The sequence below is a fragment of the Saccharopolyspora dendranthemae genome (assembly GCF_007829955.1).
GTDB lineage: Bacteria > Actinomycetota > Actinomycetes > Mycobacteriales > Pseudonocardiaceae > Saccharopolyspora > Saccharopolyspora dendranthemae.
In genome coordinates this window covers 881,919-906,824 of record NZ_VIWX01000001.1, presented here as the reverse complement: position 1 = coordinate 906,824, position 24,906 = coordinate 881,919, and the positions used below count along the sequence as shown (strand labels likewise).

At 70.0% G+C, this 24,906-nt stretch carries 22 protein-coding genes; 19 read left to right on the top strand and 3 right to left on the bottom strand.

The window, feature by feature from the left end; translation table 11 throughout:
- Nucleotides 1–27: 27 nt before the first annotated feature.
- The 5 genes from dop (at nucleotide 28) to pafA (ending at nucleotide 5,269) form a co-directional block, all read left to right on the top strand.
- Nucleotides 28–1,527, top strand: coding sequence for a depupylase/deamidase Dop (gene dop / locus FHU35_RS04085; protein ID WP_145736939.1), 1,500 nt, complete (start codon nucleotides 28–30; stop codon nucleotides 1,525–1,527).
- A 155-nt stretch (nucleotides 1,528–1,682) separates the two neighbouring features.
- The gene (locus FHU35_RS04080) at nucleotides 1,683–1,874 is read left to right on the top strand and encodes a ubiquitin-like protein Pup (protein WP_145736936.1); all 192 of its coding nucleotides are present in this window, start codon (nucleotides 1,683–1,685) and stop codon (nucleotides 1,872–1,874) included.
- A 153-nt stretch (nucleotides 1,875–2,027) separates the two neighbouring features.
- Nucleotides 2,028–2,873: a proteasome subunit beta gene (gene prcB, locus FHU35_RS04075; RefSeq protein ID WP_145736934.1), complete on the top strand. Its 846-nt coding sequence runs from the start codon at nucleotides 2,028–2,030 to the stop codon at nucleotides 2,871–2,873.
- Nucleotides 2,874–2,931: 58 nt separating this feature from the next.
- On the top strand, nucleotides 2,932–3,672 hold the full coding sequence (prcA, locus tag FHU35_RS04070) for a proteasome subunit alpha (RefSeq protein ID WP_145736931.1): 741 nt from the start codon (nucleotides 2,932–2,934) through the stop codon (nucleotides 3,670–3,672).
- 238 nt (nucleotides 3,673–3,910) lie between these two features.
- Entirely contained in the window at nucleotides 3,911–5,269 is a 1,359-nt protein-coding gene (pafA, locus tag FHU35_RS04065; protein ID WP_145736928.1) for a Pup--protein ligase, read from the top strand.
- A gap of 353 nt (nucleotides 5,270–5,622) precedes the next feature.
- Here the strand turns inward: pafA and FHU35_RS04060 are convergent, their stop codons facing one another.
- Complete coding sequence (locus FHU35_RS04060) at nucleotides 5,623–6,318, bottom strand: SDR family oxidoreductase (RefSeq protein ID WP_145736925.1); 696 nt, start codon at nucleotides 6,316–6,318, stop codon at nucleotides 5,623–5,625.
- Nucleotides 6,319–6,475: 157 nt separating this feature from the next.
- On the opposite strand from FHU35_RS04060, the gene FHU35_RS04055 reads away from it, so the two are divergent.
- From FHU35_RS04055 to FHU35_RS04015, 9 genes are all read left to right on the top strand, one after another.
- Nucleotides 6,476–7,453, top strand: coding sequence for a helix-turn-helix transcriptional regulator (locus tag FHU35_RS04055; protein ID WP_145736921.1), 978 nt, complete (start codon nucleotides 6,476–6,478; stop codon nucleotides 7,451–7,453).
- Nucleotides 7,450–8,418, top strand: coding sequence for a helix-turn-helix transcriptional regulator (locus FHU35_RS04050; protein WP_145736918.1), 969 nt, complete (start codon nucleotides 7,450–7,452; stop codon nucleotides 8,416–8,418). Before FHU35_RS04055 ends, FHU35_RS04050 begins: the two co-directional genes overlap by 4 nt.
- Before the next feature lie 19 nt (nucleotides 8,419–8,437).
- Nucleotides 8,438–8,638 (top strand): bacteriophage holin, encoded by a 201-nt coding sequence (locus FHU35_RS04045; RefSeq protein ID WP_145736913.1) that lies wholly within the window; start codon nucleotides 8,438–8,440, stop codon nucleotides 8,636–8,638.
- A gap of 84 nt (nucleotides 8,639–8,722) precedes the next feature.
- Nucleotides 8,723–8,995: a Sec-independent protein translocase subunit TatA gene (gene tatA / locus FHU35_RS04040; protein WP_145736909.1), complete on the top strand. Its 273-nt coding sequence runs from the start codon at nucleotides 8,723–8,725 to the stop codon at nucleotides 8,993–8,995.
- A gap of 104 nt (nucleotides 8,996–9,099) precedes the next feature.
- Nucleotides 9,100–9,969 (top strand): twin-arginine translocase subunit TatC, encoded by an 870-nt coding sequence (gene tatC / locus FHU35_RS04035; RefSeq protein WP_145736905.1) that lies wholly within the window; start codon nucleotides 9,100–9,102, stop codon nucleotides 9,967–9,969.
- Nucleotides 9,970–10,023: 54 nt separating this feature from the next.
- A complete protein-coding gene (locus FHU35_RS04030) occupies nucleotides 10,024–10,923 on the top strand; it encodes a diacylglycerol/lipid kinase family protein (RefSeq protein WP_186459244.1) in 900 nt (299 codons plus the stop codon).
- Between the two features lie 49 nt (nucleotides 10,924–10,972).
- A complete protein-coding gene (locus FHU35_RS04025; RefSeq protein ID WP_145736903.1) occupies nucleotides 10,973–13,780 on the top strand; it encodes a DEAD/DEAH box helicase in 2,808 nt (935 codons plus the stop codon).
- Nucleotides 13,781–13,841: 61 nt separating this feature from the next.
- The gene (locus tag FHU35_RS04020; protein WP_145736900.1) at nucleotides 13,842–14,456 is read left to right on the top strand and encodes a DUF4333 domain-containing protein; all 615 of its coding nucleotides are present in this window, start codon (nucleotides 13,842–13,844) and stop codon (nucleotides 14,454–14,456) included.
- A 42-nt stretch (nucleotides 14,457–14,498) separates the two neighbouring features.
- A complete protein-coding gene (locus FHU35_RS04015; protein ID WP_145736897.1) occupies nucleotides 14,499–15,689 on the top strand; it encodes a GNAT family N-acetyltransferase in 1,191 nt (396 codons plus the stop codon).
- A 33-nt stretch (nucleotides 15,690–15,722) separates the two neighbouring features.
- On the opposite strand, the gene FHU35_RS04010 is transcribed toward FHU35_RS04015, so the two are convergent.
- Nucleotides 15,723–16,637, bottom strand: a complete 915-nt coding sequence (locus tag FHU35_RS04010; RefSeq protein ID WP_145737943.1) for a 5'-3' exonuclease — start codon at nucleotides 16,635–16,637, stop codon at nucleotides 15,723–15,725.
- Nucleotides 16,638–16,908: 271 nt separating this feature from the next.
- On the opposite strand from FHU35_RS04010, the gene FHU35_RS04005 reads away from it, so the two are divergent.
- Nucleotides 16,909–18,042 (top strand): M24 family metallopeptidase, encoded by a 1,134-nt coding sequence (locus FHU35_RS04005; protein WP_145736895.1) that lies wholly within the window; start codon nucleotides 16,909–16,911, stop codon nucleotides 18,040–18,042.
- Nucleotides 18,039–18,509 carry an Lrp/AsnC family transcriptional regulator gene (locus tag FHU35_RS04000; RefSeq protein ID WP_425474095.1) on the top strand — a complete coding sequence of 157 codons (471 nt, stop codon included), beginning with the start codon at nucleotides 18,039–18,041 and terminating at the stop codon, nucleotides 18,507–18,509. Before FHU35_RS04005 ends, FHU35_RS04000 begins: the two co-directional genes overlap by 4 nt.
- A 64-nt stretch (nucleotides 18,510–18,573) precedes the next feature.
- Here FHU35_RS04000 and FHU35_RS03995 read toward each other — a convergent pair whose 3' ends face one another.
- Nucleotides 18,574–19,641: a GDSL-type esterase/lipase family protein gene (locus FHU35_RS03995; RefSeq protein ID WP_145736893.1), complete on the bottom strand. Its 1,068-nt coding sequence runs from the start codon at nucleotides 19,639–19,641 to the stop codon at nucleotides 18,574–18,576.
- A 302-nt stretch (nucleotides 19,642–19,943) separates the two neighbouring features.
- Between FHU35_RS03995 and FHU35_RS03990 the strand changes: the two genes are divergently transcribed.
- From FHU35_RS03990 to hrpB, 3 genes are all read left to right on the top strand, one after another.
- Nucleotides 19,944–20,495: an FxsA family protein gene (locus FHU35_RS03990; RefSeq protein WP_145736888.1), complete on the top strand. Its 552-nt coding sequence runs from the start codon at nucleotides 19,944–19,946 to the stop codon at nucleotides 20,493–20,495.
- A 223-nt stretch (nucleotides 20,496–20,718) separates the two neighbouring features.
- The gene (locus FHU35_RS03985) at nucleotides 20,719–22,338 is read left to right on the top strand and encodes an amidohydrolase (RefSeq protein WP_145736884.1); all 1,620 of its coding nucleotides are present in this window, start codon (nucleotides 20,719–20,721) and stop codon (nucleotides 22,336–22,338) included.
- A 14-nt stretch (nucleotides 22,339–22,352) separates the two neighbouring features.
- A complete protein-coding gene (gene hrpB / locus FHU35_RS03980; protein ID WP_145736881.1) occupies nucleotides 22,353–24,770 on the top strand; it encodes an ATP-dependent helicase HrpB in 2,418 nt (805 codons plus the stop codon).
- Nucleotides 24,771–24,906: the final 136 nt, after the last annotated feature.

The following is a 24,906-nucleotide window of genomic DNA, read 5'->3' as shown; positions in this document are numbered from 1 at the left end:
TCGCCGATACCCCGTACTCTGCGAGGTATGCGGCGGATCATGGGAACCGAGGTGGAGTACGGCATCGTCGTACCGGGCGATTCCAGCGCCAATCCGGTGCTGACCTCCACCCACATCGTGCTGGCGTACGCGGCGGCGGCCGAGATCCCCCGGGCGAGACGGGCCCGGTGGGACTACGAGGTCGAGTCGCCGTTGCGCGATGCGCGCGGATTCGACCTGAGCTCGGCGGCTCAGCAGTCCAACGGTTCGGATGGCGACGACCTCGGCGCGGCCAACGTCATCCTCACCAACGGAGCGCGGCTCTACGTCGACCACGCGCACCCGGAGTACTCCGCGCCCGAGGTGACCAATCCGCGCGACGCGGTCATCTGGGACAAGGCCGGTGAGCGCGTGATGGAGGAGGCCGCGATGCGCGCGGCCAGCGTGCCCGGCACCGCGCCCATACAGCTGTACAAGAACAACGTCGACGGCAAGGGCGCCAGCTACGGCACCCACGAGAACTACCTGATGGCCCGCAACACCCCGTTCACCTCGGTGATCGGTGGCCTGACGCCGTTCTTCGCCTCCCGGCAGGTGATGTGCGGGTCCGGCCGGGTCGGCATCGGTCAGGCAGGCGAGAAGCCGGGCTTCCAGCTGTCCCAGCGCTCGGACTACATCGAGGTCGAGGTCGGTCTGGAGACCACGCTCAAGCGCGGCATCATCAACACCCGCGACGAACCGCACGCCGACGCCGACAAGTACCGGCGGCTGCACGTCATCATCGGCGATGCCAACCTCGCCGAGACCTCGACGTACCTCAAGGTGGGGACCACCGCCCTCGTGCTGGACATGATCGAGAACGGGGTGCGGTTCGACGACCTCAAGCTGGCCGACCCTGTGCAGGCGGTGCACCTGATCAGCCACGACCCGACCCTGAAGCAGTCCGTGGAGCTCGCTGACGGCCGCCGGTTCACCGGTCTGGACCTCCAGCGCGCCTACCACGATCGGGCCTCGGAGTTCCTCGACGCCAACGGCGCCGAACGCGCCTCCCGCGACGTGCTCAACACCTGGGGCGAGGTGCTCGACATGCTCAGCACCGACCCCATGTCCTGCTCCGACAGGCTGGACTGGCCGGCCAAGCTGCGGCTGATGGAGAGCTATCGCAGCCGCGACAGCCTCGGCTGGGCCTCACCCCGCCTGCACATGATCGACCTGCAGTTCTCCGACGTGCGGCTGGACAAGGGCCTCTACAACCGCCTGGTGACCAGGGGATCGATGAAACGCCTGGTCAGCGAGGAAGAGGTGCAGGAAGCGGTCGGCACTCCTCCGGAGGACACCCGGGCCTACTTCCGCGGTCGCTGCCTGGAGCGCTACCCGTCGGAGGTGGCCGCCGCGTCCTGGGATTCGGTCATCTTCGACCTCGGCAGGGAATCGCTGGTGCGGATCCCGACGTTGGAACCCCTGCGTGGCACGAAGGCCCACGTCGGAGCGTTGCTGGAGGCCAGCAACAGCGCCGAGGAACTGGTCGACTCGCTGACGAAGGGATGACCCGCTAGGACTGCGCTTCGCGCACGTCAGGTAGTCGGAAAGATCGTCAAAGACGCCCAGCTGGGCGTGGGCGAACGAGTGGTCGGCTAGGTAGTGTTCAAGGCAGGACGTCCCCGATTCCGGGGGTGTTCGGGACTTCAACACCGGGAGGCGAGATGTCTCAGGAGAAGGCTCAGCGGCAGGGCGGCGGCGACGGCGAGGAAGAGGACGGTCCAGAGGCCGCCGGTCAGGAACGCCGCGAAAAGCTCGGCGAAGACGTCGACGCCATCCTGGACGAGATCGACGACGTCCTGGAGGAGAACGCCGAGGACTTCGTGCGCGCCTACGTGCAGAAGGGCGGCCAGTAGGCCCCCTGCCGCCGGTGCGACCGGGCGGCGATCCTACGAGAACCGGTCACCGGGCCGGAGAAACACCGGCCCGGTGACTCTCGTTGCGCACTCGATCATGACTAGAGTGCGTGCTGTCGCAGGAGTCCTGTGAGAACGGAGACGATGTCGCTGATGGACCAGAGCTCGGCCCAGTTCCCCGGGCAGGCGCTTCCCGCCGCCTACTTGACCCCCGGATCCTCGTCATTCACCGACTTCCTCCGAGAAACCACGCCAGAACTGCTGCCAGGCGGGCGCAAGGCACCCGAAGGCACCGTGCAGGCGCCGCACGGCACCACCATCGTCGCGGTCACCTTCCGCGGCGGCGTGCTGCTGGCCGGCGACCGCCGGGCGACGATGGGCAACGTCATCGCGCAGCGCGACATGGAGAAGCTGTTCGTCACCGACGCCTACTCGGCGGTGGGCATCGCCGGAACGGCCGGTGTCGCGCAGGAACTCGTCAAGCTCTACGCGGTTGAGCTGGAGCACTACGAGAAGCTCGAAGGAATCTCGCTGTCCCTGGACGGCAAGTCGAACAAGCTGGCCACCATGCTGCGGGGGAACCTCTCCGCCGCGATGCAGGGCCTGGCGGTCGTACCGCTGTTCGCCGGCTACGACACCGACGCCGACGACCCCGATCGCGCGGGGCGGATCGTGTCCTACGACGTGGTCGGCGGCCGCTACAACGAAGCAGGCGGCTACCACGCGGTCGGTTCCGGCTCGCAGTTCGCCAAGTCCGCGCTCAAGAAGCGCTTCGACCCGGACGCGGACCGGGACACCGCCGCGCGCGCCGCGGTGGAAGCGCTCTACGACGCGGCCGACGACGACAGCGCCACCGGTGGCCCGGACGTGAGCAGGCGGATCTACCCGTCGGTCATCACCATCACCGCCGCCGACGGCGCGGTGCGGCTGACCGAGGAGCAGACGTCGGAGATCGCCACAGCCGTGGTCAGCGGACGCATGGAGAACCCGGGCGGCTGACCAGCGCCGTCCCACGATCCCGCCTGCCACAGCGAGCAGATTCAGGAGTGCAGAAGCCGTGACGATGCCGTTCTACACCTCCCCCGAGCAGTTGATGCGGGAGCGTTCCGAGCTCGCCCGCAAGGGCATCGCCCGGGGCCGCAGCGTGGTGGTGCTCAAGTACGCCGGTGGGGTGCTGTTCGTCGCCGAGAACCCGTCTCCGACCTTGCACAAGGTGTCCGAGATCTACGACCGCATCGGTTTCGCCGCGGTGGGCCGCTACAGCGAGTTCGAGGCGCTGCGGGTCGCCGGAGTGCGCATCGCCGACGTGCGCGGTTACTCCTACGACCGCCGCGACGTGACCGGGCGGTCGCTGGCCAACACCTACGCTCAGCACCTCGGTGCGATCTTCACCGAGCAGATCAAGCCGTTCGAGGTGGAGATCTGCGTGGCCGAGGTCGGGGCGACCGCCGAAGCCGACCAGCTCTACCGGCTCACCTACGACGGTTCCATCGTGGACGAACCGCAGTACGTGGTGATGGGTGGCCAGGCCGACACGATCACCAGCTCCCTCAAGGACTCGTTCAGCGACGGCATGGAGCTGGAGGACGCCATCCGGGTTGCTGTCAAGGGACTTTCGTCCAGCGGCGACTCCGGCAGGGAACTGGGCACCAAGGCGCTGGAGGTCGCGGTGCTCGACCGGGCCCGTCCGAACCGGACGTTCCGCCGGATCCAAGGCGCCGCCCTCACCGCCCTGCTGCCCGAGTCGACTGAGGACTCCGGCAAGTCCGAGGACGAGGAAACCCCCTCCGGCAAGTGAGCCGGCGCTCGAGCTGACCGCTCCCGCACCCGCCGAGGGTGCGGGAGCGCTTTCGTCGTGGGCACGAGGCGCCCACATCCCGGGAAATCGTACGGATGTACGGCGATTTCGGCTGCTCCGTGCGGGGGCGTGCGGAACGGCCGGGTGACGGCCTGCGACCAAAATCCGTCGAACTCGATCTGACACTTGCCCGAACGGCGGACCGCCGCGAGGGCGGTTTTGCGCCTAGTGTGGAGACATGCAGCGGCGGATCTTCGGCATCGAAACCGAGTTCGGGGTCACCTGCACGTTCCACGGGCAGCGCAGACTGTCCCCGGACGAGGTGGCCAGGTACCTGTTCCGGCGGGTCGTGTCGTGGGGAAGGTCGTCGAACGTCTTCCTGCGCAACGGTGCCCGCCTCTACCTCGACGTGGGTTCCCACCCCGAGTACGCCACGGCCGAGTGCGACGACCTCACGCAGCTGGTCACGCATGACAAGGCAGGCGAGAGAATCCTCGAAGACCTGCTCATAGACGCCGAACGCCGGCTCTCCGACGAGGGCATCGGCGGAGACATCTTCCTGTTCAAGAACAACACGGACTCGGCGGGCAACTCCTACGGCTGCCACGAGAACTACCTGGTCGGACGCTCCGGCGAGTTCTCCCGCATCGCCGACGTGCTGCTCCCGTTCCTGGTCACGCGCCAGCTCATCTGCGGCGCCGGGAAGGTCCTGCAAACCCCGCGCGGCGCCGTCTACTGCCTGTCGCAGCGCGCCGAGCACATCTGGGAGGGCGTCTCCAGCGCCACCACCCGCTCCCGCCCGATCATCAACACCCGCGACGAACCGCACGCCGACGCCGAGCGCTACCGGCGACTCCACGTCATCGTGGGCGACTCCAACATGTCGGAGGTGACCACCCTGCTGAAGGTCGGGGCGGCCAACCTCGTGCTGGAGATGGTCGAGCAAGGCGTGCAGTTCAGGGACTTCAGCCTCGACAACCCCATCCGCGCCATCCGCGAGATCAGCCACGACCTCACCGGCCGCCGCACCGTGCGCCTGGCCGGCGGCCGCGAGGCATCCGCCCTCGACATCCAGCGCGAGTACCACAGCCGCGCCGTCGACCACGTCGCGCGACGCGGATCGGACCCGATGTCCGAACGCATCCTCGACCTGTGGGGCCGTGCCCTCGACGCCGTCGAGCAGGAGGACTACTCGCTGATCGACCGGGAGGTCGACTGGGCGATCAAGCTCCGGCTGCTCGAGCGCTACCGCAGCAAGCACGGCCTGGAACTGTCCAGCCCGCGCATCGCACAGCTCGACCTCGCCTACCACGACATCCGGCGCGGACGCGGATTGTTCGACATGCTGCAGCGCAAGGACCTCGTCGACCGGGCCACCGAGGACGGCGAGATCGAGGCGGCCAAGGACACGCCGCCGCAGAGCACCCGGGCCAAGCTGCGCGGTGACTTCATCGCCGCCGCTCAGGCGGCCGGGCGGGACTTCACCGTGGATTGGGTGCATCTCAAGCTCAACGATCAAGCTCAGCGGACCGTGCTCTGCAAGGATCCGTTCAGGGCTGTGGATGAGCGGGTCGAGCGGTTGATCAGCTCCTTGTAGGGCGCAGGCGGGTTCACTGATATTGCTCAGCGGTTCCTGTTGCTGGGTGGTGCCGGTCTACCGACAACCACTCAGTGATTCCTCTGCTGGGCGGTGCCGGAAGCGGAACCTCAGACGCGGGTTCACTGCAACTACTCTGTGGTCTCTTTGCTTCGCGGTGCGGGTAGCGGAACCTCAGACGCCTTCTGGGTCCGGGATCCGAGACTTGAGTATGGAACGGATACGCGGCGCTACGGCTGTCCTCCCCAGAAGGCGTCTGAGAACCCGCGGCGGTGCCGGTTGCTTGCATGGGGTGGTGAGAAAGCGACTTCGTCGCTTGCCTGACCGTGGTTGATCAGGTGGGTTGGGTTCTTCTAGCTCTGCGGGGCTTGGCCTGTGGGGCGGATGGTGAGTTCGTTGACGTCGACCGTCTTGGGTTGGGTCAGGGCGTAGAGGATGCCTCGGGCTATGTCGTCGGCCGCGAGCTTGGGGACGTCTTGGCGGTCGGCCGTCATGTCCGTTTCGACCATGCCTGGTTGGACCAGGGTCACCCGGACGCCCGTGCCCACGCATTCGGCTCGGATGTTCTGGGCCATGCCGGTCACCGCCCACTTGGTGGCGGAGTAGAGGTTGCCGGGGCGGATGCCCCGACCGGCGTTGGAACCCGTCAGCACCAGGTGCCCCTGGCTGCGGACCAGCGCGGGCAGCGCCGCTCGAGCCGTGATGGCCGCGCCGTAGACGTTGGTGAGCACCATCTCGCGCCACTGCTCGGGTTCGGCACCGTCGTTGCCCAGGAACGAGGTCGGCACGCTCATGCCGGCGTTGGCCAGCACCGCGTCCACGCCGCCGAAGCGCTCCTCGGTCGCGGCGACGGCCTCGGTCAGGCTCGCGTGATCGGTGACGTCGCAGGGCAACGCCACCGTCCTCGCGGAGCCCAGCTCCTCGACGAGACCGGACAGGGCGTCGGAATCCCGGGCGAGCAGGGCGATCCGGTAGCCCTCGGCGGCGGCGAGTCGGGCGGTTGCGGCGCCGATGCCCCGCGAGGCACCGGTGATCATCAGAACGGGCATGGAACCAGGGTAGGAACCCGAATGCGACGTGAACGGCTTTCGCGTCGACGATGGTTTCAGCGCTGATCGGGATCAACCGTCCGTCGAACGGGTTCTCCGGCGGCGACACGCCCGCACCCGAACGCATGATCGAATACGGCGGCGCTAGAGTTTCCGGGTGGCCACTGCGCGTGCTGAACGCTTGGTGAACTTGGTGCTCTGCCTGCTGTCGACCCGCCAGTACCTCACCGCAGAGCGGATTCGTCATATCGTCGCGGGGTACGCCGACGCGCCCTCCGACGAGGCGTTCTTCCGGACCTTCGAGCGGGACAAGGCCGAGCTGCGAGACCTGGGCATCCCGCTGGAGACCGGGCGCAACTCGGCGTTCGACAGCGCTGACGGATACCGCATCGCCAGGCGCGACTACGAACTCGGCGACATCGACCTCGAACCGGACGAAGCCGCCGCCGTGGCGCTGGCCGTCCGGCTGTGGGACTCCCCGGAATTCACCTCCGCCGCCCACGGCGCGCTGCTCAAGCTCCGCGCCGCAGGCGTCGACGTGGACGAGCACGCCTCCGCGGCCGTGGAACCGAAGGTGCGCACCAGCGAACCCTCCTTCGGCGCGCTGCACTCGGCCGTGCAGGCCGGTCGGGTCGTGGAGTTCGACTACCGGCGGCCCAGCAGCGCCGAGGTTCTGCACCGGGTCGTCGAACCGTGGGGCGTGGTGTCCTGGCGCGGTCGCTGGTACGTCGTCGGTCACGACCGCGACCGGCAGGCGCCGCGCTGCTTCCGGCTCTCCCGCATCCAGGGTCAGGTCGAGGCGGTCGGGAGCAGCGGTGTCGTGCACCGACCGCAGGAGGTGGACCTGCTGCGCATGGTCGCCGGCGAGCAGCGCGACCCGCCACCACCGACCGCGTCCCGGGTCTGGGTCGCCGAGGGACGCGCGCACGGCGTGCGGCGCATCGGCAAGGTCGTGGAGCGCGCCGAGCTCGACGGCGATCCCGGTGAGGTGCTGGAGCTGGACGTGAAGTACCCGGAGTCCGCCGCGAGCTGGCTCGCCGGGTACGGGCCCGATGTCGCCGTCCTGCAGCCCGACACCCTGCGCAAAGCCGTCAACGAGATCCACCTGGACGCACTGGGGGAGGAGCGGAGATGACCAGCGCGACGCAGCGACTGCCCCGGCTGCTGACTCTCGTTCCCTACCTGCTCAGCCGTCCGGGCATTCCCATCGCCGACGCGGCGGCCGACTTCGGCGTGACCTCGCAGCAGCTGCGCAAGGACCTGGAACTGCTGTGGATGTGCGGGCTGCCCGGCTACGGGCCGGGCGACCTGATCGACCTGTCCTTCGAGAGCGACTCGATCACCGTCACCTACGACGCCGGGATGCGGCGTCCGCTCCGGCTGACCGCCTCCGAAGCGACCTCGCTGCTGGTCGCCCTGCGAGCGCTCGCCGACACCCCGGGCGTTCCCGACTCCGACGCGGTGCAGCGCACGCTGGCGAAGGTCGAGAACGCGGTCGGCCAAGCCCGGCCCTCGGGCGTCGTGGTCGGGTTCGGCGCCGAGGAAGCGGTGGACGCCGATGTCCGCCGAACGGTCCACAGCGCCGTCACCGGTGGCAAAGCGTTGCGGATCCGTTACTACACGGCGTCGCGCGACGAGATCAGCGAGCGGACGGTCGACCCGATGCGGTTGCTGCTGGTCGACGGACGCAGCTACCTGGAGGCGTGGTGCCGCAGCGCGCGCGGCGTCCGGATGTTCCGGCTGGATCGCATCGACGAGGCCGGGCAGCTGGACGAGCCGGCGAGACCGCCGTCGGAAGCCGAGCCGACGGACGTTTCCGCAGGTCTGTTCCAGCCGGCGCCCGATCAGCGGGTCGCCGAACTCGAGCTGGAACCGGATGCCCGGTGGGTCGCCGAGTACTACCAGGTCGACGGGGTCACCGAGCTCGACGGTGGTCGCACCCGCGTCCGGATGCGCTACGCCGACCACGCGTGGATGACCCGGCTGCTCCTGGGCCTGGGAGGCCAGGTGACGGTGATCAGCCCGGCTGAACTCGGGGGTGACGTGCGTCAACGAGCTCATGCCGCGTTGAAGCGGACCCGTCACCTACCGTCCACCTGAGCCCGATACGGTGAACAGCGTGCCGTTCGTGTGGACTCTCGTGCTGCTGGCCGTAGGCCTCGTCCTGCTGGTGTTCCTGCTGGTCAGGACGCTTCTTGGAGTGCGTCGCTTCCAGCGCGTGCAGCGCGGGGCGACCCGCGACCTCGCTGGCCGGAGCGGCATGGTCAAGGCGCGGATCGCCGGTCTCAAGGTGGCGGTCTCGCAGCGCCGCGGTAGTTGACGAGAACCAGAAACGGCCCTATTTGCCGACCCCTGCCCCGCGTACCATGGCGTCTGCAGGGACATCACGAAAGGTTGTGTACGGATGGGTTTGCCAGGTGGCTGGGAGCTGGTCCTCATCGTCTTGGTTCTGGTGCTGCTTTTCGGCGCCACCAAGCTCCCGCAGATGGCCCGTTCTCTGGGACAGTCCGCTCGGGTGTTCAAGGCTGAGGCGCGAGGCATGAAGGCCGACGAGGAAGCTGCGAAGAAGACCTCGTCGGAGAAGGAGCAGAAGCCGGAGCTGACGGCGGGTGAGCCGAGCGCGTCGCCGGCGACGTCGCCGACAGAGGACAAGCAGCAGAACGAACAGAAGAACTGACTGAGGACGGGGCTAGCGAAGTGGGTGCCAGTCCACTGGGTCGCTTGAACCCGTTCCGCAATGATCGCCGTCGGTGGGGACGCAGGCACAACCCCGACGGCACAATGACGATCATCGACCACCTCTTCGAGCTGCGTTACCGGCTCGGGGTGGCGATGACCGCAGTGATCATCGGAGCCATTCTCGGGTTCATTTGGTTTTCCACCGCGCCGTTCGGTTGGCCGACGCTCGGTGACGTGTTGCTCGGACCGTACTGCGCGCTGCCCGTTGAGCAGCGGCTGAGCCCGAACGGCACCTGCCAGCTGCTGCAGACCGAGCCGTTCGAGATCTTCATGCTCCGCATGAAGGTGGGTCTGTCGGTCGGTGCCATCCTGTTCAGCCCGGTGTGGCTGTATCAGTTGTGGGCGTTCATCACGCCTGGTCTTTACCTCAAGGAACGCAAGTTCGCCCGGTCCTTCGTGTTCTTCGCGACGATCCTCTTCGTCGCGGGCGCGGTGCTGGCGTACTACATCGTTCCCGAGGCGCTGAGCTTCATGGCGGGATTCGGCGGCGAAGCGTTCTTCACCGCGCTCACCGGTGGCAAGTACATCAACTTCATGTTGCTGCTGCTGGTGATCTTCGGGGTCAGCTTCGAGCTGCCGCTGATCCTGGTGATGCTCAACCGCGCTGGCGTCGTCACCTACGAGAAGCTCCGCAGGTGGTGGCGGGGGCTGGTGTTCGCGTTGTTCGTGTTCGCCGCGATCGCCACGCCCGGTCAGGACCCGTTCTCGATGCTGGCGCTGTCGGCGGCCCTGTCGCTGCTGTTCTTGATCGCGGCGTTGATCTGCCGCTCTCACGACCGGCGCAAGGCCAAGAAGCTGGCGGCCGAGGGCTTGACCGGCGTCGGCCTCGACGAGGCGTCCGACATCGATCCGGTCGCGTCCACACTGGACACGACTCCCTCAGCACCGCCGAAGCACGACGACGTCACCTGACGGTCACATCCCGTCGAACCCCTGGCCAGCGGGGGCGCGCATGCGATTAGATGCATGCCCATGCGCTGCGTCCTGGTGATCAACCCTGCGGCCGGTGGTGGCCTTTCCGCGAAGGTGGTCGGTGAGCTCACCGACCACCTTCGTGCTGTGTGCGAGGTCCGAACCGTCATCGCCACCGATGAGGCCGGGACGGAGTCCGCGGTGCGGCGCGCCGTGGAGGACGACGCCGACGTGCTGGCCGTGGTCGGCGGGGACGGGATCGCGCACCTGGCCGTGCAGGCGTGCGCCGAGTCGGCGACCGCGCTGGCGCTCATCCCCGCGGGCACCGGCAACGATCTCGCCCGCAGCCTGGGCATCCCGCACGAACCGGTCGCCGCCGCGCGCGCGGCGGCCAAGGCGATCTCCGCGGGGGCCAGGCAGCACATCGACCTCGGCAAGATCGCGGGCACCGGCTGGTTCGCGACCGTGCTGTGCGCCGGGTTCGACGCCAAGGTCAACGCGCGCGCCAACCGGATGCGTTGGCCTCGCGGGCAACGCCGCTACGACGTCGCGCTGATCCGGGAGCTGCTGGGGCTGCGCGCCAGGTCGGTCCGGTTGGAGACCGAGCACGGGGTGCGCGACGTCGAAGCCACGCTGATCGCGGTCGGCAACACCGGTTCCTACGGCGGGGGCATCCCGATCTGCCCGGACGCCGTCGCGGACGACGGTCTGTTCGACGTGACGGTGGTGGGCGAAGTGGCCCGCCGCGAGCTCGTGCGCATCCTGCCCAGGTTGCGCACCGGACGCCACGTGGACCACCCGGCGGTCACCACGCTGCGCGCCAAGACCGTGCGCCTGGGCGGTGACAACGGGTGGCTGGCTTACGCCGACGGCGAACCCCAGGCCAGGTTGCCGCTGACCATCCGCTGCACACCCGCTGCACTGAGCGTGGCTTGTGTCCCAACACACGGGTGAGGCCGATTCGGTTGAGACACCGGTCGGGGTGATGTGAAAACCTTGGGGTGTGGCTGCCAGCCGTTCCAACCCGACCAAGCTCTCGCCGGCCGACGCGTTCGCGGCGCACTCCCGCCGCAGCGCTCATCCGAAACTGGCCGACTTCATCGCGGAGCTGTCCTTCGAACTAGACCCCTTCCAGCTCACCGGATGTCAGGCGCTGGAAGCCGGGAGAGGCGTGCTGGTGTGCGCGCCCACCGGCGCGGGAAAGACCGTGGTGGGCGAGTTCGCCGTGCACCTGGCGTTGTCGGAAGGGCGCCGCTGCTTCTACACCACGCCGATCAAAGCGCTGTCCAATCAGAAGTTCGCCGACCTCTGCGAGCGCTACGGCAACGACGCGGTCGGGCTGCTGACCGGCGACACCTCGATCAACGGTGATGCGCAGGTGGTCGTGATGACCACCGAGGTGCTGCGCAACATGCTCTACGCCGGATCGCGCGGGCTCGACCAGCTCGGCTACGTGGTGATGGACGAGGTCCACTACCTGGCCGACCGGTTCCGGGGCGCGGTGTGGGAGGAAGTGATCCTGCACCTGCCGGACTACGTGCAGGTCGCGAGCCTGTCCGCGACGGTGAGCAACGCCGAGGAGTTCGGCGAGTGGCTGCAGGAGGTTCGCGGTGAGACCACCGTCGTGGTGGACGAGCACCGGCCGGTGCCGTTGTGGCAGCACATGCAGGTCGGCCCGAGGATGTTCGACCTGTTCGGCGGGGAAGCCGAAGACCACGAGCTGAAGATGAACCCGCAGCTGCTGCGGCAGACCCAGCAGCTCGCCCGCACTCACCTGCCCCAGGGCGGTCGCCGAGGGGGACCCCCGCACAAGCGGAAGGGCCCGCGCCCGCCGCGGTTCTCGCCGCCGTCCCGGCTGGAGATGCTGACCAGCCTCGACTCCGCCGGGCTGTTGCCCGCGATCGTGTTCATCTTCAGCCGCAACGGCTGCGATCAGGCGGTCGCGCAGTGCGTGCGCGCGGGATTGCGCTTGACCAGCGAATCCGAGGTCGAGGAGATCCGCGAGGTCATCGACGAGCGGACCGTCAACCTGCCCGACTCCGACCTCGGAGTGCTGGGCTTCTGGGAGTGGCGCGAAGCGCTGGAGCGCGGAGTGGCCGCGCACCACGCCGGCCTGCTGCCCGCGTTCAAGGAGACGGTCGAGGAGCTGTTCGTCCGCGGCCTGGTCAAGGCCGTGTTCGCCACCGAGACGCTGGCCCTGGGCATCAACATGCCCGCTCGCACGGTCGTGCTGGAACGGCTGGTGAAGTTCAACGGCGAGTCGCACGTCGACCTCACCCCGGGTGAGTACACGCAGCTGACCGGCCGTGCGGGGCGGCGAGGCATCGACATCGAGGGCCACGCGGTGGTGGTCTGGCAGCCCGGTGTCGACCCCAAGCAGGTGGCCGGTCTGGCCTCGACCCGCACCTATCCGCTGCGCTCGTCGTTCCGCCCCGGCTACAACATGGCGGTCAACCTGGTGCAGCGCGTCGGGCAGGACTCGGCGCGCGATCTGCTCGAGCAGTCCTTCGCCCAGTTCCAGGCCGACCGGTCGGTCGTGGGGCTCTCGCGCCGGGTGGAACGCAACGCTGAAGCCCTCACCGGCTACACCGAGGCGATGGAGTGCCACCTGGGTGACTTCGCCGAGTACTTCGACCTCCGCCGCCGGATCTCGGAGCGCGAGAAGGCCCTGGCCAGGCAGAACCGGCAGTCGCGGCGCGCTGAGGCGGCGAAGTCGCTGGAGAAGCTGCGCAAGGGCGACGTCATCGCGGTGCCCGCCGGACGCAGGTCCGGGCTGGCCGTGGTGATCGACCCGGGGCTGGAGCCGATGAGCGAGCCGCGGCCGCTGGTGGTCACCGAAGACCGCTGGTCAGGTCGTCTGTCGGTCGCCGACTTCACCTCGCCGGTGGAGGCGCTGGGCAAGCTCAAGCTGCCCAAGCACGTGGACACCCGCTCGCCGAAGTCGCGCCGGGACCTGGCGTCATCGCTGCGCAGCACCGGCTTGAACTCCTCGGACGGACGTGGCAGGAAGCGTTCGAGCGCGGGGGACGACGCGGAGCTGGCGACCCTGCGGCGCGCGTTGAAGGCGCACCCGTGCCACGGCTGCGACGAGCGGGAGGCGCACGCCCGCTGGGCGGAGCGCTACGAGCGGCTGCGCGGCGAGAACGAGAACCTGCGTCGCAAGGTCAGCAGCACCACGCACTCGCTGGCCCGCTCGTTCGACCGGATCGTCGCGCTGCTGACCGAGCGCGACTACCTGCCCGCTCCGGAGGGCAAGCCCGGCGACGAGGACGGGCCTGAGACCCAGGCCGGGCAGGTCACGGAGCACGGTCGGCGGCTCTCCCGCCTCTACAGCGAGTCCGATCTGCTGGCGGCCGAGTGCCTGCGGGTCGGGACCTGGAAGGGCCTCGGTCCGGCGGAGCTCGCTGCGGTGGTGTCCTCCCTGGTCTACGAGTCGCGGCGGGAAGGACCTTCGCCGCAGGTGCCGGCCGGCCCGATCACCGACGCGCTGACCTCGACCTGGCAGCTGTGGGCGGAGCTCGAGGACGACGAGCGGCGGCACAAGCTCGACCGCACCCGCGAACCCGACGCCGGTTTCGCCTGGCCGGTCTTCCGGTGGGCGCGCGGCGAGTCGCTGGAGAAGGTGCTCACCGCGGCCGAGTCCAGCGGGCACGAACTCTCCGCAGGTGACTTCGTGCGCTGGTGCCGGCAGGTGATCGACCTGCTGGACCAGATCCGCGACGTCGTCGGCACCAAGCAACCGGTCGGCGACTCGGCGGCCAAGGCCGTCACGGCGATCCGCCGCGGTGTGGTGGCCGCCGGTGGTGTGTGACCCGGCTGTGGTTGGATCACTGGCAGTCGGCCGCGCCAGCTGAAGTCGTCCGGAGGTGCAGATGTCGTCGCCCTACGGCCCGCCAGGGGGTTACCCCCAGTGGGGGCAGCCGCCCCAGGGGCCTGGGATGCAGCCGGGCGGGGTGCCGCAGGGCTACCCGCAGCAGGAGTACCCGCCGCAGGGTTACCCCCAGCAGGGCGGGTATGCGGGCCCGCCGCCCGCGCAGCCGGTGCAGCCGGTGCAGCAGCAGCCGATCCAGCAGCCCCAGTACGCGCATCCCTACGGGTACGGGCAGCCGCAGCCCTACTACCAGTCGCCGGGCGGGTTCGGCTTCCCGGCGGTTCCGCCCAAGAAGAAGCGGTCGGCGTTGCCGTGGATCATCGGTGGAGCCGGTGGGCTGGTGGTCCTCGCCGTGGTGCTGGTCCTGGGATTCGTGGCTCCCGGGTTCTTCGTGCGCTCGGTGTTCGACGCGGCCAGCGTGGAGAAGGGCGTCACGCAGACGCTCAAGGGCTCCTACACCATCGCGGGTGTGGGGGCGGTGACCTGTCCGGACGGCGAGCCGGTGGAGGTCGGGCACCGCTTCGACTGCCGGGTCCAGATCAACGGCGCCGACAAGACCGTCACCGTGACCGTGAAGAACGACCAAGGCGTCTACGAGGTCGGGCACCCGAAATAATGTCGGTGGACGCGGCGCGCGAGGTCGGCGACGATCGTGGACGTGGGCGAACCCGAACTGCGCGTGCTGTCCGAATCCGAGTACTTCACGGCCAACGAGCTGTTCCGGCAGGCGTTGCTCCTGCCTGCGACCGACGAGGAGACGTGGTCGGCGCACACGCGGGCCATGATGGAACCGGGCCGGGTGCTCGGCACGTTCGTCGACGGTGAGCTCGCGGGCACGGCTCTGTCGATGACCAGCTCGCTGGCGGTGCCCGGCGGAGCGGCGGTGCCGGCCGCTGCGGTGACCGGGGTGGCGGTCCGAGCCGACGCCACCCGGCAGGGCCTGCTCACCCGGATGATGCGGCACCAGCTCGACGACGCGGCGCGGCGCGGCGAAGTCGTGGCGATGCTGCACGCCAGCGAGGGACGGATCTACGAGCGGTTCGGGTACGGAGTGGCCTGTCGCACCCGCAACGTCGAGATCGACCGCGCGCAAGCGCGACTGCGCGATTCGGTCCCGCGTGGCGGGCGGGTCCGCCTGGTCACCCAGGAACGGGCCAGGGACCTGCTGCCCGAGCTGCACCGGAACTGCGCGGCGGACCGGGCAGGCCGGATGTACCGCCCCGAGGGCTGGTGGCCGGGCCGGGCAGGCGTGATGAAGAAGAATCACGTGATCGCCGTGCACGCCGACGATTCCGGTGTGGACGACGGGTTCGCCGTGTACCAGTCGCGCGGTGAATCGACCACTGTGGACGTGTGGGACCTGGTGGCGGCCAACGAGATCGCGGCGAGCGAGCTGTGGCGATTCCTGCTGGGAATCGACCTCGTGAACACCGTGGCCGGTCTGGGTCGCCCGGTCGACGAACCCGTGGAGTGGTGGCTGGCCGACCGCCGAGCGTGCCGCACCACCGGAGTCGATGACGACCTGTGGGTTCGTCTCGTCGACGTCCCGGCGGCTCTGCGGGCCCGCGGCTACGCGCACGGGGCGCCGCTGGTCCTGGAGGTCACCGACGGGTTCTTGCCCGCCAACGCGGGCCGCTACCTGATCGGCCCGGACGGCGTTTCGACCGCGGACGAGAGTCCGCAGCTGACCCTGGACGCCGCGGCCCTGGCCGCTCTCTACCTGGGCGACCAATCGGCGTCGGCGCTCGCCGCGGCAGGACTCGTCCAGGTTCACGAGCCGGGGGCGCTCGCGGTGGCCGACGAGCTGTTCCAGACGCGGCGCGCGCCGTGGTGCGGCACCGGCTTCTGAGGTGGTCTCACGTGCGGTGCCGCGACGGGTGACTCAGCCTTCGAGGGCGGCGATGAGGCGGTCGACGCTGGCACCGAGACCCCAGCTGGACTGGAGTTCGCGCAGCCGGTCGAGGTCGGGGGCGGCTGGCACGGCGTCGGACTCGCGGTCCATCACGACCGGGGCGTCCCTGACCACGTTGACCACGGCCGGGGCCGCTGCCAGGTATCCCGCGGACTCGGCGAGCTTGGTGCGGACCCTCGACGTCAGGCGGGCGTCGCCGTCGGCGGCTGCTCGCAGCAGCGCGTCGAGCGACCCGAACTGGGTGATCAGCTTCGCCGCGGTCTTCTCGCCGATGCCGGGCACGCCGGGCAGGCCGTCGGAGGGGTCGCCGCGCAGCACCGCCATCTCCGCGTAGTCGGCCCCCGCGCGCTGCGGTGACAGCGCGTACTTCTCGGCGAGCTCCTCGGGGCCGAAGTCCTGCGCCTTGGCCAGACCAGCGCCGATGTAGATCACCCGGACCTGCGGCTCGGCGCGCACCAGCTGGAACAGGTCGCGGTCACCGGTGACGACCTCCACCGGGTCGGTGCGCTCCCGGTCGGCCAGCGCCCCGATGACGTCGTCGGCCTCGAAGCCCTCCGCCTCGGCGGTGGCGATACCTGCCGCGTCGAGGACCTGGAGGATGACCGGAACCTGCGGGGACAGGGTGTCGGGAACGTCCTCGACGTCGGGGTCCTCCTCGGCCACCCGGTGGGTCTTGTACGACGGCAGCGCGTCGACCCGGAATTGCGGACGCCAGTCGTTGTCGAGGCACGCCACCAGCCGGGACGGGCGGCGATCGGTGATCAGCTTCGCCAGCATGTCGCAGAAGCCGCGCACCGAGTTCACCGGTGTGCCATCAGGAGCGGTCAACGAGTCAGGCAGCGCGTAGAACGAGCGAAACCACAACCCGGCCGAATCGACGAGCATGAGAGGTCCGGTCACGTGCCCCAGCTTGTCACGCTCGGGCCGGTCCACGCGTCCGACCTGCCGGTCCGCGCGCTCGCCGACCGCGAGCGGGTAGCGGTGCTCCGGTCCGGCTCGGCGTCGAGAGCGCGCACCACCGCGGTACTTCCGGGAAGCTCCGCAGCGCACCGGTGCCGTCCCGGCATTCCTCGGCCCGCAGCGGGCCCCCGAACCTCCCGCAGCACGTCCGGACCGCGTGAACCGCGTCGGCGCGCTGCGGGATTAGGCTTGCAACATGGCCACTGTCTCGCTGAAGCAGGATCCCGCAGTGCTCGCGGCCCGCCTGACCCGTGCCGCGCAGACCGCAGCGGCGTCCGACCTGGACGCGCTGCTGATCACGCCTGGATCCGACCTGCAGTACCTGCTGGGCGCCGGAGGTGAGTCGCACGAGCGGCTGACCTGCCTGGTGCTGCCAGCGCAGGGCACACCCGCGCTGGTGGTGCCCAAGCTCGAAGCGCCCGGGTACGACGACCTCCCGCTGGCCGAGCTCGGAATCGAGGTCGTGACCTGGGTCGACGGCCAGGACTCGCATGGCCTGGTGGTCGACCGGCTGGGCGCCCCCTCGCGGGTCGCGCTGGCCGACGCGATGCCCGCCCTGCACACCCTCCCGCTGCGCGCCAAGCTGCCGGGCGCCGAGCAGGTGCTGGCCTCGCCGGTGCTGCGCGAGCTGCGGATGCGCAAGGACGCCACCGAGCTGCAGGCGCTGCGCGACGCCGGTGCCGCGATCGACCGGGTGCACGCCCGGATGGCCGAGTTCCTCAAGCCCGGCAGGACCGAGGCCGAGGTCGGTGCCGACATCGGCGAGGCCATCATCGCCGAGGGGCACACCGAAGCCGCCTTCATCATCGTCGGATCCGGCCCCCACGGCGCGAGCCCGCACCACTCGGTGTCCGATCGGGTCATCGAGCGCGGTGACGTGGTCGTCATCGACATCGGCGGGCCGATCGCCAACGGCTACAACTCCGACTGCACCCGCACCTACTCGGTCGGCGAGCCGGCCCGGGCGGACGTGCGCGAGACCTACGCGGTGCTGCAGGCGGCTCAGCGGGCTGCGGTGGACGCCGTCCGGCCCGGTGCCACGGCGGAGTCGATCGACGCCGCCGCCCGCGAGCCGATCGCCGCTGCCGGCTTCGGCGAGAACTTCGTGCACCGCACCGGTCACGGCATCGGGCTCGACGTGCACGAGGAGCCCTACATCGTGGGCGGCAACGAGCTGGTGCTCGAACCCGGTATGACCTTCAGCGTCGAACCGGGCATCTACCAGCAGGGTCACTGGGGTGCGCGGATCGAGGACATCGTGATCGTCACCGAGGACGGCGTCGAGAGCGTGAACAACCAGCCGCACGAGCTGGTGGTGCTGCCGGCGTGAGCGAACGGACAGGCGGACCGGGGCCGCTGGAGAACACCGACCGGGCGATCTTGCGCGAGCTCGCCCGGGACGGCAGGTGCAGCTTCACCGACCTGGCCGAACGCGTCGGGTTGAGCGTGTCCGCCGTGCACCAGCGCGTGCGGCGCCTGGAGCAGCGCGGGGCGCTGCAGGGCTACACGGCCAAGGTGGACGGTGAGCAGATCGGCCTGCCCTTGACCGCGTTCATCTCGCTGACGCCGATCGATCCGGCCGCGCCCGACGACTACCCGCAGCGGCTGCAGCACCTGCCGGAGATCGAGTCCTGCTACTCGGTCGCAGGTGATGAGTCCTACATCCTCCAGGTCCGGGTGGCATCCCCGCTCGGCTTGGAGGAGCTGCTGCGCCAGATCCGCGAGGCCGCCAAGGTCTCCACCCGGACCACGGTCGTGCTCTCGACGCCGTTCGAGAACCGCCCGCCCGCGATCTAGAGCGCCTCCCACCCAGCGGCGCGGGCCGTGGTGAGAAGTTCGCTTCTCACCCGGTTCCGGGCCGCTAGCGGTGCGCGTCCGACAGCGCGACGGCCGTGAGGTTGCCGCGTTCGTCCGGCACGCACGAGGCGCCCGGATCGGTGGTGGCCATGAACTCGCCGAGGCAGCGGGCGAACTGGGCGTGGCCGGTCGCGTTGGAGTGGAAGGACTCCTGCATCGCGTGCGGCGCGCGCTTCTCGTCCTTCAACGCTTCCCAGTCCACGGTGAGCCGGGTGAACCACTCGCCCTGCGCGGTCTTCGGGTCGCCGGTGCACGCCTCGTGGCCCACGCCCGCACGGGAGAGGTCCAGGAACCGGGCATCGGCTTCGCGGGCCACCTCGTGGAGTCCCGCTGAGAGCTGCGGCACGCCGACGTCACGGATCCACGCCAGGTCCTCGGGCCGGAACGGGCAACCGGACAGGCCCTGCAGCTCCGGCCGCACCTCCGGACCCACCGGCGAGGCGTAGGACTGCATGATCAGCTGGTAGCTATCGCGGGTGTAACCGGCGCCGTCCATCGCCGCGCGGATGTCGCGCACCGCTGCCAGCGCCTTCGGCTGCATCCGGGCGATGCGCTCCTGCCACGGGCCTTCCAGCTGCGCCGAGCAGCCGACCGGCGACCGCCGCGCCCAAGCTTCCACGCACTGGTTGACCACCTCGGAGAACCCGGGGTCGTCGTTCGCCCCGATCTGCACGATCACATCGGTGATCCGGTAGCGCTGGGCGAGCTCCGCCAGCTGCGTCGACTGAGACTCCTCCACACCTACGTGCTCCGGGCCCGCCCGCAGCGATTCGGTGCGGGCCCCGGAACAGGCCAGGTTGATCCGCGTCACGTCAGGCGGGAGCGGTAGCTGGTGCACCGGCGCGGCGGGGGAGCGGTGACACCAGTTGTCGCCCTCCCCGTTCGTGCCGGCGACGTAGTTGCCCCCGCCTTCTCCGGACAGCGTCGAGTCACCGACCGTCACCACGGCGGCCGGCAATGGTTTGGGCTGCAGCGGCAGACCAGGGAGGTTCCGATCGCTGATCAGCACCGCGAGCGCGAGCAGGCAGCCCACGAGCACGAGGATGAGCGATTTCGACTTGTACGCCCGCATCACCAGGCAGTCTACGAACTTCTCGCCGGAGGCACGGCAGCACCGCCGTGTTGCGGGTTCGCATTCACGCTCCTATTGCGCGGAGCTGTGAGCGCCGACATGTCCGCGCACGGGGGAAGCCGCGTCGCTGAACGAGGGCCGAGGGCGGGGTGGGGACGTCGACTACGCGGCGTTGTGGCTGCTGGCACCTGGTGGGTTGCCGTTGTCGAGAGGTTCGCCCGAAATGCGGCGATGTGGTTTGGGAGAATTTCGGGTGCCTCGTTCGTTGAGGCGGTAGAAGGCTTTATCACTGGAGGTCCTGGGTGCCGATTCTCGTGCTGCTGCTCATCGCCGGAGTCGCTGAACTCGCGGTGCTGATCGCGTTGGGGCAGGCGATCGGGTTGCTGCCCACCATCGGACTGCTGGTGCTGTCCGCGGTCGTGGGCAGCTGGCTGCTGCGCCGCGAGGGGCGCCGCACCCTCGGCGAGGTTCGCGAGGCCGCCCGGATGCGCAGGCCGGCCGACCGCGAGATCTCCGACGGCATGCTCATCGCAGCGGGTGGTCTGTTGATCGTGCTGCCCGGTTTCCTCAGCGACGTCGCGGGTCTGCTGCTGCTCCTGCCGCCATCCAGGGCGTTGGTGCGCAAGCGGATGATGAGCGCCGCGGAGAAGCGGGCCAAGCAGATGCAGGACCAGGTGTGGCTGCATCAGCAGCGGTTCAACCGAGCCGGCGGTCGGCAGGGTGACTACCTCGACGGCGAGGTCGTGGACGAGACCGAGGGCGACGAGACGTCCGCGGCGCACCGCGGCACGCCGATCATCCTCCCTCCGCAGTCGGTGCGCGCGGAACGCCTCGACGAGCCCCCGCAGCGCTGACGTGCTCAGACCGGTTTGATCGCGGGCGGGGTGCCTGAGCTTTGCGTTCGCGCTAAGCACGACACGTTCAAGCTTGGGTGTTTAGTGCGGGTAAGCTCGTCAGAACGATCGTTGCCGGGGCGGATCGGGGGCTGAGTTCGATCACGGGATCGGGCGCCTTTGAGTCGCCCGGACAAGAGCGAACTGCGCAGTTGAACCCCGGAACGCGGAAAGCACGAAGGACATGCCCGAGACCACGTTGTTGCTCGGCGGCCGAATCCACTCGCCCGCCGACGCCGCCGCCACCGCGATGGCCGTCACCGATGGCGTCATCTCGTGGCTCGGCGCCGACGAGGTCGGCCGTGCGCTGCACCCCGATGCCGAGGTCGTCGACCTCGAAGGTGCGTTCGTCGCGCCTGCCTTCGTCGATGCCCACGTGCACGCCACCTCCACCGGACTTCTGCTACGCGGCCTGGACCTGACCGGCTGCGCTTCGCTCACCGAGTTCCTGCACGCCTTGCGCGACCACGTGGCCGAGTACCCGGGCGCGCTGGTGTGGGGTCACGGGTGGGACGAGACCTGGTGGCCGGAGCGTCGCCCTCCGACACGCGAGGAGATCGACACCGCTTCCAGCGGAGCTCCTGTCTATCTCTCGCGCATCGACGTCCATTCCGCGCTGGTGTCCTCGGCTCTGGTCGACCTCGCCCCGCTGGCGCGCAGCGCCGAGGGCTGGTGCGACGACGGTCCGCTGACACGCGTCGCGCACCACCACGTGCGTCGCGCCGCCCGCGATGCGCTGGGATCCGGGCAGCGCAAGGAGGCGCAGCTGGCGTTCCTCCAGCAGGCCGCTGCCCGGGGCGTGGCCTGCGTCCACGAGTGCGCCGGACCGGACATCTCCGGTGCCGACGACCTGGTCGAGCTGCTGGCCCTGTCGCAGCAGGGCGGTGTGCCGGAGGTCGTCGGGTACTGGGGTGAGCTCGGTGCCGTCGAACGCGCTCGCGAACTCGGTGCTCGGGGTTTGGCGGGTGATCTGTTCGTGGACGGCGCCGTCGGTTCCCGCACGGCCGCCCTGCGCGAGCCCTACACCGACGACCCGAGCACCGCAGGTGTGCTCTACCTCGATGCGGATGCCGTTGCCGAGCACCTGGTGACCTGCACGAAGGCCGGTCTGCAAGCCGGTTTCCACGTCATAGGCGACGCGGGCGTCGCCGAGGTGACCGCGGGGTTCCGGAAGGCGGCCGAGCTGCTCGGGGCTCCCGCGCTGGCCAGCATGCGGCACCGGCTGGAACACCTGGAGATGATCGACGAGAAGCAGGCCGCGGAGCTCGGCACGTTCGGCGTGGTCGCCTCCGTGCAGCCGGGTTTCGACGCCTCGTGGGGCGGCACCGGTGACATGTACGCGCGTCGCCTCGGACTTCCGCGCGGCACGCAGTTGAACCGGTTCTCGCAGCTGGCCGCCAACGGCGTGCTGCTGGCGCTGGGCTCGGACGCGCCGGTGACGCCGGTGGATCCGTGGCGTTCGGTGCAGGCCGCGGTCAACCACCGCACCGACGGTTTCGGCATCTCGCCGCGCGCCGCGTTCACCGCGCACACCCGTGGCGGTTGGCGTGCTGCGGGTGTCGACGACGGAGTGACCGGCACGCTGGTGCCGGGCGCGCCCGCGACCTACGCGATCTGGGAGGCCGGGGAGCTCGTGGTGGCCGGCACCGATTCGCGCGTGCAGCGCTGGTCGACCGATCCGCGTTCCGGTGTGCCGCCGCTCCCGGATCTCTCGGCGGAGGCAGCCATGCCGCGCTGCTTGCGCACGGTCCTGCGCGGTCAGACGATCTTCAAGCACGACCCCGAAGACGACGAACTCGTCTGAGTCCGGCGCCGTCGATGGAGTTCCCCGATCTCCCGGTCCGCCCGGTCCTGGGTGAGGTCACCTCGGCGTTGACCGCGCACGGCACGGCCGTTCTCGTCGCTCCGCCGGGTACCGGCAAGACCACCCTCGTGCCCTTGGCGCTGGCGGAGGCCGGGCTCCGGGTCGTGGTCGCCGAACCGCGACGGCTGGCGACCCGAGCGGCCGCCGGGCGCATGGCCGAGCTGCTGGGGGAGCAGGTCGGGCACCGGGTCGGCTACTCGGTGCGAGGTGAGCGCAGGCGAGGGCGGGACACCGTCGTCGAGGTGGTGACCTCGGGTCTGCTGGTGCGCCGGCTGCAGGCCGACCCGGAGCTGGCGGGCGTGGACGTGGTCGTGCTCGACGAATGCCACGAACGTCATCTCGACGCCGATCTGCTGCTCTCGCTGCTGCTGGACGCGAGGGAGGGGCTGCGTCCTGATCTGAAGGTGCTGGCGACCTCGGCGACGGTGGCGGCCGAGCGCGTGTCCGAACTGCTCGCAGGTGCCCCGGTGCTGCACGCCGAAGCTCGCACGTACCCGGTTCGGGTGGCGCACGTGGCGCCGCAGCGCGGTGAGCGGACGGAATCGGTGGTCTCCCGCGCGACTTGCCGATCACTGTCCGAACAGGACGGTGATGTGCTCGTGTTCCTGCCGGGAGCAGGCGAGATCCGTCGCGTCGCCGAGCAGCTCGCCGATCTGTCCGATGTGGACGTCGTGCCGCTGCACGGGCGTCAGGCGCACGCGCAGCAGGACAGCGCGTTGCGCGAGGGCGACCGTAGGCGGGTCGTGCTGGCCACCGCGATCGCGGAGTCCAGCCTGACCGTGCCCGGAGTGCGGGCCGTGGTCGATTCCGGGCTCGCCCGGGTGTCCCGGGTCGACACCCGGCGGGGTTTGTCCGGGCTGGCGACCGTGCGGGTGTCCGCCGCGGTCGCCGAGCAGCGAGCAGGCCGTGCCGGCAGGCAGGGGCCGGGGTCGGTGTACCGATGCTGGCCGGAGCACGAGCACTCGACGCTGCCCGCCTACCCGGAGCCGGAGATCCGCACCGCTGAACTCACCCGGCTCGCACTGGAACTGGCCTGCTGGGGCACTCCCGACGGTTCGGCGCTGTCGTGGTGGGACGCCCCGCCGAGCGGAGCGCTGGCCGCGGGTCGCGAGGTCCTTCGAGGTCTCGGCGCGCTCGACGAATCGGGTGCCGTCACCGAGCGGGGGAGGCGGATGGCCGGGCTCGGCCTGCACCCGCGACTCGCGCGGGCCCTGCTCGACGGCGCGGACAGCGCGGGCAGCGATCTCGCGGCCGAGGTCGTCGCGCTGCTCGACAACGACAACCTGACCAGCGAAACCGATGTGTCCAGTGCGCTGTCCCGGCTGCGTCGCGGCGGGCCCGGTGCCAAGCGGTGGCGGGACGAGGCCCGCAGGCTCGCCTCGCAGGTGCCGGACGCGCCTGGCCGGGGCGGGGACGCGGCGCTGGTGGTGGCGCTGGCGCAGCCGGAGCGACTGGCGCGCAGGCGTGACGAGGACTCCGCCACGTACCTGATGGCCTCGGGCACGGCGGTCGAGCTCCCCGGCGGATCCGCGCTGCGCGGGTCGGAATGGCTCGCCGTGGCGGTCGCGGATCGTTCGCCAGGCCGTTCCACCGGGGTCGTCCGGCTCGCCGCGACCGCGGACGAAGCACTCGCTCTCCGCGCCGCCCCTGCACTGGTGAGCCGCGAGGACGAGATCGGCTGGGCCGACGGGGACGTGCGGGCCGTCCGGGTGGAGCGGTTGGGCGCGATCGCGCTGGCCACGCGGGCGCTGCGCGATCCCGAACCGCACCGCGTCCGCGAGGCGCTGCTGGAGGGGTTGCGGACGGAATCGCTCGGCCTCCTCCGGTGGAACGATGACGCCCGCCGGTTGCGGCAACGCCTCGGGTTCCTGTGCGGGGCGATCGGCGAGCCCTGGCCGGCCACCGACGACGAGTCCCTGCTCGCGGCGGCGGAGCACTGGCTGGAACCGGAGCTGTCGCGAGCGCGACGTCGTGCGGACCTGCGCCTGTCCGCGGGGGAGGCGTTGCGGAGGTTGATCCCGTGGTCGCAGGCGGGGCGCTTGGACGAGCTGGCGCCGGACCGCATCGAGGTGCCCACCGGTTCGCACATCCGGGTCGACTACGGAGCGGAACAGCCCGCCCTGCCCGTCAAGCTGCAGGAGGTCTTCGGCTGGCGGCAGGCGCCGCGCATCGCCGAAGGCCGGGTTCCGGTGGTGTTGCATCTGCTGTCTCCTGCCGGTCGCCCCGCGGCCGTCACCGGGGATCTCGAATCGTTCTGGCGGAACGGGTACCCGCAGGTCCGGGCTGAACTCCGCGGCCGCTACCCGAAGCACCCGTGGCCCGAGGACCCGACCGACGCGGTGCCGACGCGCGGCACGAACCGCCGCCGGTGATCGGGCCGGCTTCCTTCCGGGGAATGAGAACGGCCCTTTGACCGATCTCGTGCGCCGTCTTATGTTCTTCGCGCTGAGGCGTTTTCCCGGTCGTCGACCGCTGATCGCGTTGCGGGCCGACGCCGGAACCACCGCG